The sequence below is a fragment of the Luteolibacter arcticus genome (assembly GCF_025950235.1).
In the GTDB taxonomy this organism is placed as follows: Bacteria; Verrucomicrobiota; Verrucomicrobiia; order Verrucomicrobiales; family Akkermansiaceae; genus Haloferula; species Haloferula arctica.
On record NZ_JAPDDT010000008.1, the window covers coordinates 171,009 to 185,171 of the forward strand.

Sequence of the window (14,163 nt, forward strand, 5' to 3'; positions counted from 1 at the left end):
GGCAGTCCGGGCGGTAACGGGCGCCCGCAGGGGGGCAAATCCCCCCTGGCGCACAGGGCGCGTCCGTCCGGATTCTTCGCCATCAGCCTATGAACTACCGCTACATCGATCATGCCGGCCCGGGAGTGGTGGTATTGTCGTCAGTCGACATGGAGGCTCGTATGGTTTGTTTGGCAGACGTCGATCTGAAGACCGGCGAGTTGCTCGCTCAGCGCACGCTCGACTTGTGTGGTGCCGACGTGCAGAGGATCGAATACGGATTTGTCACCGCCGCGACGCGGGAAGAGTTCTCGGCCTGGTCGTCCCGGACTTTGGAAAAGGTGTTTTCGACGGAGGCGGAAGGACACGTGCTGGAGTTTTTGCCCTCCCTGTCGTGTTTCGCCCTGTCCGGGGATTTGGATATCACCTTGTATCCGAGTGATGGGAAGCGCCGGAGGGTGAGGGCCAAGTACATGACTTCCGTGACGAATCTGAGTGATTCAAAGGCGGTCTTCGTCAACGGTGACGAGGAGGTTGCCTTGGCATGGTGGGGGAGCGACGGATTGGAATTGGAGGCATTGGAAGACGTCAGGTCTTTCGGCGTGATCTGCGGGGCCGAGGATCCGGAGTCTGTCGTAATTGCCGTTGGAGAAGGTACTGTTTACTGCCTCAATGCTCGGACCCGCACGGTGCGGTGGGTAATCAACGCGGGCCGGAACCGGTTCTTTTGCGCATCGGGGGCCATGCTCCGGGAAGGGAAGCTGTACCTCCATGTGGAGAATCCCGAGGAGAAGAAAATCTGCACCGTAAGCCGGGTCGATCTCGCTTCGGGGGATTTCGAGAAGGTGGTGGAATTGCCTCCTCTGAAGGCTTGGCTCTTCTGTCCGACCGGCGACTACCTCTTTGTCGGCGCGAGGTACGATGAGGTGGAGAATCCCGGCGATCTCTTGTTCAAGCTCGATGTTTCGGACATCTCGTAGAAGCGATTGCGCTCCTATTTGAGCTGGGAGGCAATCGGCCAAAGCAGCTGCTCTAGTAGAGTCGCTTTTCGGTGGAGAGAACTCCAAATCATGGGCTGAAATCGACGCGCCCGCGATTGCGCGCGGGGCGCGCGACAAGAACCGCCCGCACGAGACGGGGTTCGTTAGAATTCTGCCGGGAAACTGCCGGGGGACGATTTTCGGCAGGGTCGGGAAGCAACTGCTTCCGCATGCATAACCCTCTCGGAGAGAGGAAGGTGGGTAGGGATGGATTCGAACCAACGTAAGCTTACGCTAGCAGATTTACAGTCTGCCCCCTTTAGCCACTCGGGCACCTACCCATTTGTATCGGCGGGGACGGACAACTAGGGAGCGTCCCCGCCTTTGGCAAGGGAAAATCCGGCATTGTTCGGCGGGTTTTTCATTTCCTCACCAGAGCGTCCGTCCGCCGTTCACCAGAAGGGTCTGGCCGGTGAGGAACGAGGCTTCGTCAGAGGCGAAGAAAGTAACCGCGTGGGCGATGTCGCAAGGCTTGCCCCAGCGCGCCATCGGCACCGTGGCGAGGTAGGTGGCCTTGTCGCATTCCGGCACATCGTCGTGCCGCTCGACCGGGATCCAGCCGGGGGCGACGGTGTTGACGGTGATGCCGTGCGGGGCGAGCTCGTTGGCCATTGATCGGCTCCAGCCGATCTGGCCACCCTTGGCGGCGACGTAGGCGCTGAACTTCGGCATGCCGGCGTGATAGACCTCGCTGGTGATGTTGATGATGCGGCCGTTCTGGCGATCCTTCATCGAGGGGAGCAACCGCTTGGCGAGCAGGAAGGGGCTCTTGATGAAGGCGTCCACCATCGACTGGTGTTCTTCCCAGGTGTAGTCCTCCAAGTGCTTCATGGGCTGGGAGGGGGTGGCATTGGCGATGACGATGTCCACCGGTCCGAAGTGGGCTTCGATCTCGCCGGCCATGCGGTCGATCTCGCCTTCATCCATCGCATTGCCGGCGACGAGCATGGCCTCGCTGCCCTTGGCGCGGATGCCAGCCACCACCGCTTCGCCTTGGCCACGATTGGCGAAGCAATTGACGACGGTCTTGGCCCCGGCGGCGGCGAGCGTCTCGGCGATCACCCGGCCAAGGCCGCGGCTGGATCCGGTGACCCAAGCGACGCGGCCATCAAGGCGAAAGGGCTGGTGAGAGGCGGGCATGGAGATTGTGTAGAGGCGAACTGGAATCCGACCAAGTTTCAACCGCGTTTTAACAATAGAACGACATGAATTGAAGGGAAGCGCCGGGAGAACTGAGGATTCAAAGCGCTTTTCGGGATGAATCCGGCGAGGAATATCCATCCGTGGGCAATTGAATGGGGATTTTGTCCTTCGGAGGCTGACAGCGCGGGACCGGGATGAGGGTATTTCAGGCATGTCCGTTTTGATGCGTTTTGCCTTGATGGTGGTGTTCCTGGGCAGTCTGGGGGCGGCGGAGAAGCCCAATGTGCTGTTTCTCTTCGCCGATGACCTGACGTGGAAGGGGGTGCATGCGCTTGGAACGGAGGACATCGACACGCCGAACCTGGACCGGCTCGCGGCGCGGGGGACCACCTTCACCCATGCCTACAATCCCGGCGGTTGGCACGGCGCGATCTGTGTGGCGAGCCGCACCATGCTGATGACCGGCAAGCAGCTCTGGAAGGCGCGCGATGCGGAGCCGCGGCTGAATCAGGACTACGTGGCGGCGGGCAAGCTGTGGCCGCAACGGCTGGCGGCGCAGGGGTATCGCACCTGCTTCTCCGGCAAGTGGCACGTTCAGGCGAACCACAAGAAGGTCTTCGGCGAGATTCGCCACTTTCGCGCCGGAGGGATGGCTGCGGACGGAAAGAACGCGTATTTCCGGCCGATCGAGGGACAGCCGGACACCTGGAGCCCGAGCGACCCGAAGGAGGGAGGCTTCTGGACCGGTGGCAAGCACTGGAGCGAGGTGGTGGCGGATGACTTCGCGGGCTTCGTCGGGGAGAAGGACGAGCGGCCGTGGTTCATGTATCTCGCGTTCAATGCCCCGCATGATCCGCGTCAGGCGCCGGCCGAGGTGCTCGACCGCTATCCGCTGTCGCGGGTGAAAGTGCCGGCGAATTTCCTGCCGCTGTATCCGCACCGTGAGGCGATGGGCGCGGCGAAGGGGCTGCGCGATGAAAACCTCGCGCCCTTCCCTCGTACGACATTCGCCGTACAAACCCACCGGCGCGAATACTACGCCGCGATCACGCACCTCGATGCTCAGATCGGCCGGATTCTCGACACGCTGGAGAAAAGTCCGGCGGCGGCGAATACCTACGTCTTCTTCACTGCCGACCACGGGCTTTCCTGCGGCGAGCATGGCCTGATGGGAAAGCAGAACCTCTACGACGCCAGCGTGCGGGTGCCCTTCCTCGTCACCGGGCCGGGCGTGCCGGCTGGCAAGAAGATCGACGCTCCCGTGTATCTTCAGGATGCGATGCCGACGGTGCTCAAGCTGGCCGGTGCGCCGGTGGAAGCGGAGATCGATTTCCAGGATCTACGCCCGCATTGGGAAGGCACCGGCACCCCTCGCGATGCGGCAATCGGCGCGTATATGAATCTCCAGCGGATGATCGAGCGGGATGGCAAAAAGCTGATCCTCTATCCGAAAGCCAAGGTGGCCCGGGTCTTCGACCTCAAGGCGGACCCGGATGAGATGAGGGATCTCATCGACACCCCGGAAGGTAAGGCGCTGGCCGTGCTGCTTTTCCAGCGGCTGCTGGAGATCCAGCGGGAAAGCGGCGACCTGCTCGATTTGACAAAGGACTTTCCCGAACTCGCGGCGGCGGGAAATAGCAACAAATCGCGCTAATCCGGTGGTTTTCTGGTTTTCACCGCCGGGATCGGCTCTCTAGCGTGCGCGCCATGGCCATTGATGTCGCGCTGCTTTCCCGTATTTGTGAAGCCCCCGGTGCACCGGGATTTGAGAAGTTGATCCGCGAGCTGGTGCTCAAGGAAATCCAAGGCCTGGCCGACGAGATCCGCGTGGATAACATGGGCAACGTGGTCGCCTTGAAGAAGGGCCGCTCTTCCGCCAAGCGCTCGATGGCCGCGGCGCACATGGACGAGATCGGCTTCATCGTCACCCATGTGGATGACAAGGGCTTCATCCGCTTCAATCCGCTCGGCGGTTTCGACGCGAAGGCGCTGACCTCGCAGCGGGTGATCGTGCACGGCAAGAAGGACATCATCGGCGTGATGGGCGCGAAGCCGACGCACATCATGCAGCCGGAGGATCGCAACAAGCCGGCGAAGATCACCGACTACTTCATCGATACCGGCCTGCCGAAAAAGGAGGTCGCGAAATATGTCGAAGTCGGCAACCCGGTCACGCGCTGGAGCCCGTTGCTCGAGATGGGCGAGTGCGTGAACGTGAAGTCGCTCGACAACCGCGTGTGCGTCTTCCTGCTGATCGAGGCGCTGCGGGTGCTCACGAAGTCCCGCAAGAAGCCGGCCTACGACTTTTACGCCGTCTTCACCGTGCAGGAGGAAGTCGGCCTGCGCGGCGCGAATGTTTCCGCGCTGGAGATCAAGCCGGACTTCGGCTTCGGCCTCGACACCACCATCGCCTACGACGTGCCCGGCTCGACGCCGCACGAGCGCTGCACCTCGCTGGGTGAAGGCGCGGGGATCAAGATCATGGATAGCTCGGTGATCTGCGATTACCGGATGGTGGCCTACATGAAGAAGACCGCCGACAAGCACAAGATCAAGTGGCAGCCGGAGATCCTGGCGGCCGGTGGGACGGATACCGCGGGGTTGCAGCGGATGGTTCCCGGCGGCTCGATCGCAGGTGCCGTTTCCGTGCCGACGCGCCACATTCACCAGACGATCGAGACGGTGCATCGGAAGGACCTTCAGGCGTCGATCGATTTGCTGGTTGCCTGCGTGTGTGAGCTGGACAAGGGGGATTGGAGCTTCTGATAGGGGCTTCGTTGGAGTGCGGTGACGAGTCACCGCAGTCCAAGGGGCTGCCGCGGTCGTGCGTGTGCGCATTCGGGACGCACGACTGGAGCTTCTGAGTGCGAAAGCGTTGTTGGACCATTCGGGCGGAATGAATTCCGCGTTCCCAGTGGCTTTGGGTTCCCAGTGGTTTGACCTGCGGTGGGGATTCGGCTTGGCTACGTGCATCCCATGAAACCCGCCGCGCTGCTATGGCTTGCTGTGATGTCGTCGCCTTTGGCGGCGTCGCCGCAGCTCGACTTCGCTTTCGGCATCCTGGCCGAGCAGCGGGGGGAGCGGAAAGCGGCGGCAGAGGCGATTGAGAAAGCTCGTGTGGCCGACCCGGCGGCGTATCCGCTGGTGAGCCGCGTGGCGGAACAGCGTCGCGCGGATGGCGATCTGGAGGGCGCGTCGACGCTTTACCGCGAGTTTGCGGCGGGGCAGCCGGAGCGGATCGAGGCCCAGCTCGCCTACGCTGACTTCCTGCGCGAGGCCTCGCCCGATGATGACTTCGCCGCGAAGCTCGCGCGGGATACCTTGGAGAAGTCGCTCGATCGTTTCCCCGGTGACCTGTCCATCCAGCGGCGGCTGTTCCGCGTCTATGAAGCGCTGGAGCAACGCGACCGCTCGCTGGCGATGTTCGAGGCCATCGCCTCGTCTGAGCCCGGCCCGGCCGAGGTATTCGAAGCGGCAAACATGGCGCGCACCTTGTTCCCAAAGGATGACCTGAAGGCTCGTGCCCGGGTCGATGAATTGCTTAAAGGGGCTTGTCTGCGCGTGCCGCAGGACCCGGTGCTGGCCCGGGCGGCGAGCGAGCATTTCCGCACCACCGGCCGACTGCCGGAAGCGGTCGAAATCCTGGCCAAGCACGTCGAGGCGGTGCCGTCGTCGCTGGCGCTGCGGACGCGGCTCGGCATCCTGCAGCTCGCCGCCGAGCGGTTGGAAGAAGGCGAGGGGACGCTGCTGGCAGTCATCGCGATCGACGCGAACCAAGGCCTGGCGCACCAGTCACTGGCCAAACTTTACCGCAAGCAGGAGCGCGCCGCCGAGGCCCGGCTGCATGCCGCGCAGGCGCTCAAGGTCAAGGGTGGCGGGGTTTCCGAGTTTGTCGAATTGGCGGACGAGTTTCTCGACGCGGACCTGCCTCGCGACGCGCGGCTGCTCTTGGAGAAGGCGATGTTTTATCACCCTCAGGACGCCGACGTGGCAGTGAAGCTGGCGGTGGCGACGCGCCGGGATCCGGAGTCGCGCGAGCGGGCTTCGCGGCTGTTCCGCGAGGCGGAGAGCCTTTCGGGCGAAAAGGGGCCGACGACCGACCCGGTCTTCCTCACCGAGTTCGCCGAATGCCTGTTGGAGAGCGGCCAGACCAAGGCTGCGGAGGATCGCCTGCGCACTGCCATTCGCGGCTACCCGCCGGAGCGGAAGAAGGAAACCGCCGTGGCCTTGCGCCGGCTGGCCGGGATCTGGCAGGGGGAAAAGCGCAACGAGGAGGCGGCCAAGGCTCTGTTGCAGCGGGCGGACGGGCTCGATCCTCGTTAGGGTTAAGGGGTTGCGGGATCGGGGCGGCTAAGGTATAGACCCGCGCCCCAGCCAGCCTCATGAACTATTCGACGTCCCTTTTGAGCGTGCTCGCCAGCGTTTTGGCGCTGATTTTGGCCAGTTGTGCCAACAAGTCCGTGACCCTCGGTCCCGATGGCAAGCCGATCGACTCGCAAGGCAAGCCGACCAATCCCTTCCCGCCCGGCACCTACGACCACTTCAAGGCGGAGCCCGACTACCCGAAGACGATGAAGGTCTGGAAGAACGAGCCGCTCCTTTCCAAGACAAACGACAGCAACTCGCGGGTCGTGATCTCGCTGCCGCTGCAACGCGGATTTCTCATGAATGGGGAAGAGGTGGTGATCGATTATCCGATTTCCAGCGGCGTTCCATCGCGGCCGACGCCTCCGGGAGATTACAAGATCCTCGAGAAGATCGTGGACAAGTCTTCCAACGCCTACGGCAAGGTTTTCGACGCCGAAGGCAACCAGGTGGACGGCGAAACCCCGAAGGATGTGCCGGAAGGCGGCAAGTTCGTGGGGGCGCCGATGAATTACTGGATGCGGCTGACGTGGGACGGTGTGGGCCATCATATCGGGCCGCTTCCTCGCTCGCGGCGGGCGGCTTCGCATGCCTGTATCCGCGGGCCGAGTGCCGTGATGCCGATCGTTTACGGCAAGGTGAGGGTCGGATCCCCGGTGTCGGTGGTGGAGGATTGAACGGTGGCTTTGCCCGGGAGCGCCGGTCTTCAGACCGGCCTGAATGGTCCCTCGCTGCCCGAACACACGACGCGGACTTTTGTAGGCCTGAGGGGAGGGCGCCCGGGTGCTTCCCCGCAGCAGGGCTGCTGGCATCGGGCGGCAGCAGGGCTGCACGCAGTCCGGGTCTCCGACTGCTGAGGCGGAGCGGGAAAGGTGGTCCTTGTCCCGTTGGGACCAGACGGAGAACCTAAAAAAGCCCCATCCGCGTGAGCGAACGGGGCTTTTTCGTTTCGTGAAATTCGCGGGATTACTCCTCCTCTTCTTCCATGAACTCGTCGTGGCCCTTCTTCTTGGAGCCCTTCACGGACTCGACCAGCTTGGTCACGGCGGGGAGGTCCTTGGCGATGAAGGCGGACTCGACTTCGCAGAAGATGACGAAGAGCTGGCCCATCTGGGTGCGGTAGGCGGCGATGGCCTTGTCCTTGGCCTCACCGGCCGGCATCTTTTCGATCATCGCGGGGACGAGCGCGACGGTCTTGAGCACGGCGTCCTGCGCCTCGCGGGCAGCCTTGGCTCCCTTCACGGGGTCGGTCTCGCGGCGGAAGCCCTTGAAGGCTTCGTCCACCTTTTCCATTTCCTTGGCAAGCGGGGTGTCCTCATCGGCACGCAGCGGGGTCGGCAGCATCAGGGCGGAAGCCAGTAGCAGGGCGGGAAAAATCAGTTTCTTCATACGCGACGGCATACAGCCCATCCCGCCGCAACCTGTCAAGGGGCCGAAAGGGGGAGCTTTCCGCTTCACCCGCTGCGATCCGGCGGCTCAAATCGCCGCAGATGTCCGCACCGACGCTCACCCCGATGATGGCGCAGTACCAAGCCATGCGCCGCTCGCTGCCGGATGACGTGCTGCTGCTCTACCGGCTGGGCGATTTCTACGAGATGTTCTTCGACGACGCGAAGACCGCCGCGCCGATCCTCAACGTGGCCCTCACCAAGCGCAACGCGGTGCCGATGTGCGGCGTGCCGTATCACGCGGCCGATGCCTACATCGCCAAGTTGGTGAGGGCCGGCAAGCGGGTGGCCATCGCCGAGCAGACCAGCGAGCCGTCCCCGGGGAAGATCGTCCAGCGGGAGATCGCGCGGATCATTTCGGCCGGCTCGATCATCGAGAGCCACCTGCTGGATGACCAGCGGCCGAACTATCTCGCGGCGGTGTTTCTTCTCGGGAAGTCGCGGGGTCTGGCGTGCGTCGATCACTCGACCGGCGAGTTCACGGTCGCGGAGTTCGCCGACCAAGCCCAGCTCGATGACGAACTCGCGCGTCTGACGCCGTCCGAGCTGTTGATTTCGGATGAGCAGCTTTCAGGCTTCGGCCATCTGCCCGCGGCGCAGCCCTATGATGGCTACGCCTTCCTGCCGGATCCCGCGCGGCAAATGCTATGCGACCACTTCAGCGTGCACTCGCTGGATGGCTTCGGCTGCGCCGATGCGCCCTCGGCGGTGGCGGCTGCGGGGGCGATCCTTCATTATCTGGTCCATCAGCTCCGCCGCCCGTGCGATCATTTGCGCTCGCTGAAGATGCGGGAGAATGGCCGGCACGTGCTGATCGATGCGGCGTCGCAGCGCAACCTGGACTTGATCGACTCGCGCTCGGGGAAGAAGCACACGCTGCTCGGCGTGCTCGACCGTACCAAGACGCCGATGGGTGCGCGCTTGCTGCGTGACTGGATCCTCCACCCGCTGCGGGATCGCGAGCCTCTGGACAAGCGCCATGATTTCATTGCGGCGTTGTTAGAACAGCCGTTCATCCTTTCGAAGTGCCGGGAATCGCTGCAGGGCATTCGCGACATCGAGCGCACCGTCGGGCGCCTTTCGCAGGGAGCGGGGAATGCGCGCGACCTTCAGGCGCTGGCCATTTCGCTGGGTCATATCCCGGCGCTGCAGGAAGATCTCGGCTGCCTCGGCGTTCCGCATGCAAAGGGGCTGCGGGCCTTTCCCGATCTGGTCGATCATTTGCAGGTCTCGCTGGCCGAAGAGCCGCCGGCCAATCTCAAGGACGGCGGGATGATCCGCGATGGCCATTCGCCGGAACTCGATGAACTCCGCTCGCTGTCGCGCGATGGCAAGTCGTGGATCGCCAAGTTGCAGGAGGATGAGCGCAAGCGCACGGGCATCGACTCGCTGAAGGTGAAGTTCAACAACGTCTTCGGCTACTTCATCGAGATCACCTCATCGAAGCTCGCCAAGGTGCCGGACGACTACACGCGCAAGCAGACGATGGCGAACTGCGAGCGCTACATCACCCCGGCGCTCAAGGAGATGGAGAACAAGGTGCTGGGCGCCGAGGAACGTGCCAAGCAGCTTGAGTATGAGCTATTCCTCCAGCTCCGCCTGGAAGTCTGCAAGGAGCTGGAAGCGCTCCAGCACACGGCTGCGGCGATTGCGGAGATCGATGTGCTCTGCGGGCTCGCGGAGACCGCGCAGACCCACGGCCATGTCCGTCCGGTCTTGGAAGACTCGCGGCATCTCGTGATCACCAATGGCCGGCATCCGGTGCTGGAGCAGACCCTGGTGGAGGAGAAGTTCGTTCCCAATGACACGACCTTCGATCCTGCCGACTCGCTGTTGCAGATTCTAACAGGACCTAACATGGCGGGTAAATCGACCTACATCCGTCAGGTCGCATTGATCACGCTGATGGCCCAGACGGGGGCTTTCGTGCCCGCGGAGAATGCGGTGGTGGGGATGGTGGACCGGATTTTCTGCCGCGTGGGTGCTTCGGATGATCTCTCGCGCGGGCAATCGACCTTCATGGTGGAGATGAACGAGACCGCGCTGATTTTGAACCACGCGACCGATCGCTCGCTGGTGATCCTTGATGAGATCGGGCGTGGCACGGCGACCTTCGACGGGCTGTCGATCGCTTGGGCGGTGGCCGAGCATTTGCACGATGTGATCGGCTGCCGAACGCTATTCGCGACGCACTACCATGAGCTGACCGATCTCGCGAACACGCGCGCTGCGGTGGCGAATTTCAATGTGGCGGTGCGCGAGTGGAACGATGAGATCATCTTCCTGCGCAAGATCCTGCCGGGCGCGGCGGACAAGAGCTACGGGATTCAGGTGGCGCGTTTGGCCGGCTTGCCGAAGCCGATCATCGAGCGGGCGAAGTCGATTTTGTCGCATCTTGAGCTGAACTCGGCGAAGCCCGATGCGAAGAAGCAGGGACCGAAGGCGAAGAACATGAAGCAAGGTCAGGATCAGGATGGGATGCCGGCGGCGAATGCGCCGCAGTTGGATTTGTTTGGGGAGTTTTAGGGGCGGGCGCTCGGAGTTCGGGAGAAGGGGGGAACAACGAAACGAGCGAAAATGGCGAAATTTGATGGGGCTATTGGGTCTCCCGTCCCAACGGGACGATTCATCATAGCCCGGCACGAAGTGCCGGGTGGGCGTGACAAACGGATGGCGTCACAACGTGATGCGTCATGCGGGGTGAAGTCGGGGTATCGGCAAGGTGGGTAGGCCACGTCACGGCGCAAGAGTGCAAGACAGGGCAAGTGCCCACGCCGTGCGAGGTCGCGGCGGAAGGCCCTCAAGCCAAGGCTTCCCGCCCCGTCTAACAGATGGCCGCCAGACGCATGAGGTGTCCCGTTGGGACACGATGCGCTGGCAACTCCCACCTGGCACTTCGTGCCAGGCTCTTATGAGCCGTCCCGTTGGGACGAAGAGGGGCCCGTGCCGATGGGACGAAGATGAGGTATTCCTGTTGGAACGTCTCCTTGCGGTGGAGGTACGCGCGATGGTAATGCGCACCGTACCCGTCTCGCGGCCCTTCAGGCCGCCGTGTCTGGCGTGGGGAAACCCAAGGGCGACGCTGCGCTTGCCCTGGGCTGAGGGATTTCGCCCCGTTGGGGCTGGTGGGAGAACCCTGATTTGTGATGCCGGAGACAGGGTCTCACGATGCGGCTTGTGGCCGCTAGTCAGCGACGGTCATAGACGCGCCGCTACATAAGGAGAGACGCGCCTCTACGTGTGCGAACTGCGGGGAAGTCGGCTGGCTTGCTTAAGGCTCAGCCGGTGGGGCCGGGAATTTCTTGCGGAGGCGGTCGAGTTCGGTGGGGGAGAGGCGGTCGGGATTTTTGAGGTTCCAGCCGGTGCCGCCGCAGTAGTCGCAGGAGCTGCCCGCGATCTTGCCCAGCATGTTGCAGGAGTGGCAAGGGACGGCGATCCGGAGGTCGGTGCTGGAGCGGGGGAGTTCGAGCATGGAAGGAATGACGAAAGCAAAGACGGGACGATTCAAGACGCAAGTGACGGGCAGGAAAAGCCCGCAGGTTGCCGTTTCACCGTCGCCGTTCCTCACTACTCCCACCAATCGGCGATCCAATTCGTCAATAGACGCGCGAGGGCCAGCAGCGCAATGATCGCGATGATGCTGATGACCGTGGCTCCAATGCCTCCCATCATGGCGGGGAGAATTTACCGCCGGATCCCCGGCGTTCAATTCAACACGTGCCACTGTCGGCCGGCCGGCGCAATCCATTGGGCGGGAGTCTGGCCGCTGGCTTGGCGCAGCGTCCACTCCAGCGAAGGAGTATCCATCGCGAAGGAATGCTCCAAGCGGACGGGAAACAGCGCGACGGCGTAGCGGTGGGTGCCTTGGACCTTGGCATGGAGCTGGTGCTTGCCGTCCTGACGGGTGGCCGCGGTGACCAGCACCTTGCTGCCGTCAGGGGTGAAGTAACTCTGCCCCACGGCGGCGTAGCCGGGATTGCGAGGCATCTCGACGGTGACTTCGTGCCAACCTTCGGACTGAAGACCCACCTGGGTAGAGAGGTAATAACTGGTCGCGAACAGGGTGCCGGCACCGAGGGCGACGAGGGCCGGTTTGATCAAGTGGACTGCCATTTCGCGGGGAAATAGCAGCCGGTGTTCCAAATCATACCGTTTACCGGGTCGCGACTGGTGAATTTGCGCGCCTCGATTGCGATTTCAGGATGATCAGGGTTTCTGGAGGTAGTTCCAGATCGCGTCGAACTGCTTCGCGGCGTCGCCATCCAGCTCCGGCCGCTGGGATTTCCCTTCCTCGCTGTAGCGCGGCATCTTGGTGCCGGGCGTGACGGCGGCAGGATTGTCCATCCAGCGCATGAACCATTCCTTGCGCAGCCGCTCGTGGGCGAGAGCGAAATTAATACCCTCCACCTCGAAGGCGGCGGTGGGTTTCACCGGGCCGACGCCGTGGCAGGTAGTGCAGCCGAAGCCGTCCGCACCGATGATCTTCTTGCCGATCTCGGCAAGGGCGGCATCCACCTGCGGGGCCTCCGGCTTGCCGGGCTCGACGCCGTGGAGACGGGCGAGGCCGACGGCGAGGCCATTCGCATGGGCGTGGAAGGCCGGCATCCGCATATCGAGCCACGGGCGCGGGCGACCCCCCGGAGGTGCGCCATTGATGATGCCCTCCATGAAGGAGGCGTGCAGCATCTCGCCGATGTAGGTCAGGTGCGGGCGGGATTGCTCGAGTTTCTCATTCTCGCCCTGGACGTGGGCGACCAACGACTTCGACTCGACGTGGGTGGTATCGAGCCGTGAGGCCTGGCCGTCCATGCCGTGGCAACTCGTGCAGTGAAGCGACTTCAGCTTCGCGGCGGCAGCTTCCGCGAGGACGTTGCGGGTCAGCGGGGCGGTGCCTTTCTTCGAGAAGGCAACGAGAGCGGCGCGCTCGTCATCGGCCAGTGCCAGCTTCGGGGTCTTGGCGCCCGGCTTTCCGGAGACGCAGCCGGTGGCGGCCCAGTCCTTGGCGAAAATCGCGTCGGTGGTGGCCAGGGTGACGTTCATGGCACCGGTGCCGGCGTGGCAGTTGCCGCAATTCAGGGCGCTGGCGATCTCCATGCCCTTGGCGGCATCGCCCTTGGGGAAGTCGGAAGGCTTGCGCTCGGCCTTGCCGGACGCATCGAGAAGGAAGGCGGCGATTTCGTTGGCTTCGGCATCGCTGAGCGCGAAGTCCGGCATGCCGATGTGGGCATACCAGGCATCCGGCTTTTTCAGGAAGCCGGCGAGTGCTCCGGGTTGGAACTTGAACGCGACATTCTCCAGCGGAACGCGCGTCGGGTCGGCATCGCCGCCGGCCTGGGTGTGACAGGCGACGCAGCCGAGGCGGTGGAAATGCTCGCCGCCTTTTTGAGCGAGCGCCTTGTCGGGTGCGGCGGGAGTTTCGCCCACCTTCTGAGTCATCAGCCAAGCGGCGAGGTCGGCGGCCTGTTGCTTCCCGTCGGCCGTCGATTCGTCGATCAGATCGGGCATCCGGGTGTCCGGACGGAAGGCGGAGGGATTGGCGAGCCACTGGGCGATCCATGCCTCATTGAGGCGCGAGCCGGTGGCGAGGAGCAGCGGGCCGAACTCGCTCAGCTCGGTCATGCCGGCGGCGCCCATGTGGCACTTGGAGCAATGATTCTCCGCGAAGAGCAGGCGGCCCTGGCGGGCGGGATCCGCGGCGACCTCGGCCGTGAAGGCCGTCGGCGGCACGCTCTGCTTCGGGAACGTGCGCTCTTCCCAGAACAGCCGGAAACGGCCGGAGCCATCGGGCTTCGATTGGTAGGTGATGGAGACGTCGTGCTCGCCCTTGTTGAAGCGGGTGCTTTTCGAGGCGGTGGAGCCGAGGGTGCCGTCCTCGGTGTGAACCTCCTCGCCATCAATCGTCAGCGTCGCCTTGCCCTCGCCCTCGAAGGAGAAGGCCAGCCGCTGGCGCTCGGCGAGCACCAGCTTGCCGGTCCACGTCACCTTGAACTCGCCTGCGGGCAGGAACGGGGTGGGGGACTCGCCGGCCTTGACGAGCAAGGCCGGCAGGCGGTCGGCGCGGGTGTCCTTTTCACTGCCGGACTCGAAGGCGGCGGCGAGTTCGGCGCGGGCGATGTCGGCCGCCAAGGTGGTGGCGGATAGGACGGATACGACGAATGGGACCGATCTCATGGCAGCAAAGGGGAGAG

11 protein-coding genes and 1 tRNA gene are annotated in these 14,163 nt (G+C 63.5%); 6 read left to right on the plus strand and 6 right to left on the minus strand.

From position 1 onward, the window contains the following. The first annotated feature begins 89 nt into the window (after nucleotides 1-89). Nucleotides 90-959, plus strand: a complete 870-nt coding sequence (locus OKA05_RS18100; protein ID WP_264488589.1) for a hypothetical protein — start codon at nucleotides 90-92, stop codon at nucleotides 957-959. A gap of 258 nt (nucleotides 960-1,217) precedes the next feature. Here the strand turns inward: OKA05_RS18100 and OKA05_RS18105 are convergent. Both OKA05_RS18105 and OKA05_RS18110 read right to left on the minus strand, forming a co-directional pair. Beyond that, nucleotides 1,218-1,300 (minus strand) — tRNA-Tyr (locus OKA05_RS18105). An 88-nt stretch (nucleotides 1,301-1,388) separates the two neighbouring features. After that, nucleotides 1,389-2,159, minus strand: coding sequence for an SDR family NAD(P)-dependent oxidoreductase (locus OKA05_RS18110; RefSeq protein ID WP_264488590.1), 771 nt, complete (start codon nucleotides 2,157-2,159; stop codon nucleotides 1,389-1,391). 214 nt (nucleotides 2,160-2,373) lie between these two features. On the opposite strand from OKA05_RS18110, the gene OKA05_RS18115 reads away from it, so the two are divergent. The 4 genes from OKA05_RS18115 to OKA05_RS18130 all read left to right on the plus strand — a co-directional run bounded on the left by OKA05_RS18115 (nucleotide 2,374) and on the right by OKA05_RS18130 (nucleotide 7,204). After that, nucleotides 2,374-3,816: a sulfatase family protein gene (locus OKA05_RS18115; protein WP_264488591.1), complete on the plus strand. Its 1,443-nt coding sequence runs from the start codon at nucleotides 2,374-2,376 to the stop codon at nucleotides 3,814-3,816. A gap of 53 nt (nucleotides 3,817-3,869) precedes the next feature. Continuing rightward, nucleotides 3,870-4,928 (plus strand): M42 family metallopeptidase, encoded by a 1,059-nt coding sequence (locus tag OKA05_RS18120; RefSeq protein ID WP_264488592.1) that lies wholly within the window; start codon nucleotides 3,870-3,872, stop codon nucleotides 4,926-4,928. A gap of 210 nt (nucleotides 4,929-5,138) precedes the next feature. Further along, the gene (locus tag OKA05_RS18125) at nucleotides 5,139-6,485 is read left to right on the plus strand and encodes a tetratricopeptide repeat protein (RefSeq protein ID WP_264488593.1); all 1,347 of its coding nucleotides are present in this window, start codon (nucleotides 5,139-5,141) and stop codon (nucleotides 6,483-6,485) included. 59 nt (nucleotides 6,486-6,544) lie between these two features. Next, nucleotides 6,545-7,204 (plus strand): L,D-transpeptidase, encoded by a 660-nt coding sequence (locus tag OKA05_RS18130; protein WP_264488594.1) that lies wholly within the window; start codon nucleotides 6,545-6,547, stop codon nucleotides 7,202-7,204. Nucleotides 7,205-7,493: 289 nt separating this feature from the next. Here OKA05_RS18130 and OKA05_RS18135 read toward each other — a convergent pair whose 3' ends face one another. Then, on the minus strand, nucleotides 7,494-7,916 hold the full coding sequence (locus OKA05_RS18135) for a cytochrome b562 (protein WP_264488595.1): 423 nt from the start codon (nucleotides 7,914-7,916) through the stop codon (nucleotides 7,494-7,496). 101 nt (nucleotides 7,917-8,017) lie between these two features. Here OKA05_RS18135 and mutS point away from each other — a divergent pair, with 101 nt between their 5' ends. Further along, the gene (gene mutS, locus OKA05_RS18140; protein ID WP_264488596.1) at nucleotides 8,018-10,501 is read left to right on the plus strand and encodes a DNA mismatch repair protein MutS; all 2,484 of its coding nucleotides are present in this window, start codon (nucleotides 8,018-8,020) and stop codon (nucleotides 10,499-10,501) included. A 745-nt stretch (nucleotides 10,502-11,246) separates the two neighbouring features. On the opposite strand, the gene OKA05_RS18145 is transcribed toward mutS, so the two are convergent. From OKA05_RS18145 to OKA05_RS18155, 3 genes are all read right to left on the minus strand, one after another. Beyond that, entirely contained in the window at nucleotides 11,247-11,447 is a 201-nt protein-coding gene (locus tag OKA05_RS18145) for a hypothetical protein (protein WP_264488597.1), read from the minus strand. 233 nt (nucleotides 11,448-11,680) lie between these two features. Continuing rightward, nucleotides 11,681-12,088, minus strand: a complete 408-nt coding sequence (locus tag OKA05_RS18150) for a hypothetical protein (protein ID WP_264488598.1) — start codon at nucleotides 12,086-12,088, stop codon at nucleotides 11,681-11,683. Between the two features lie 93 nt (nucleotides 12,089-12,181). Continuing rightward, nucleotides 12,182-14,146 carry a cytochrome c family protein gene (locus tag OKA05_RS18155; RefSeq protein WP_264488599.1) on the minus strand — a complete coding sequence of 655 codons (1,965 nt, stop codon included), beginning with the start codon at nucleotides 14,144-14,146 and terminating at the stop codon, nucleotides 12,182-12,184. Nucleotides 14,147-14,163 lie beyond the last annotated feature (17 nt).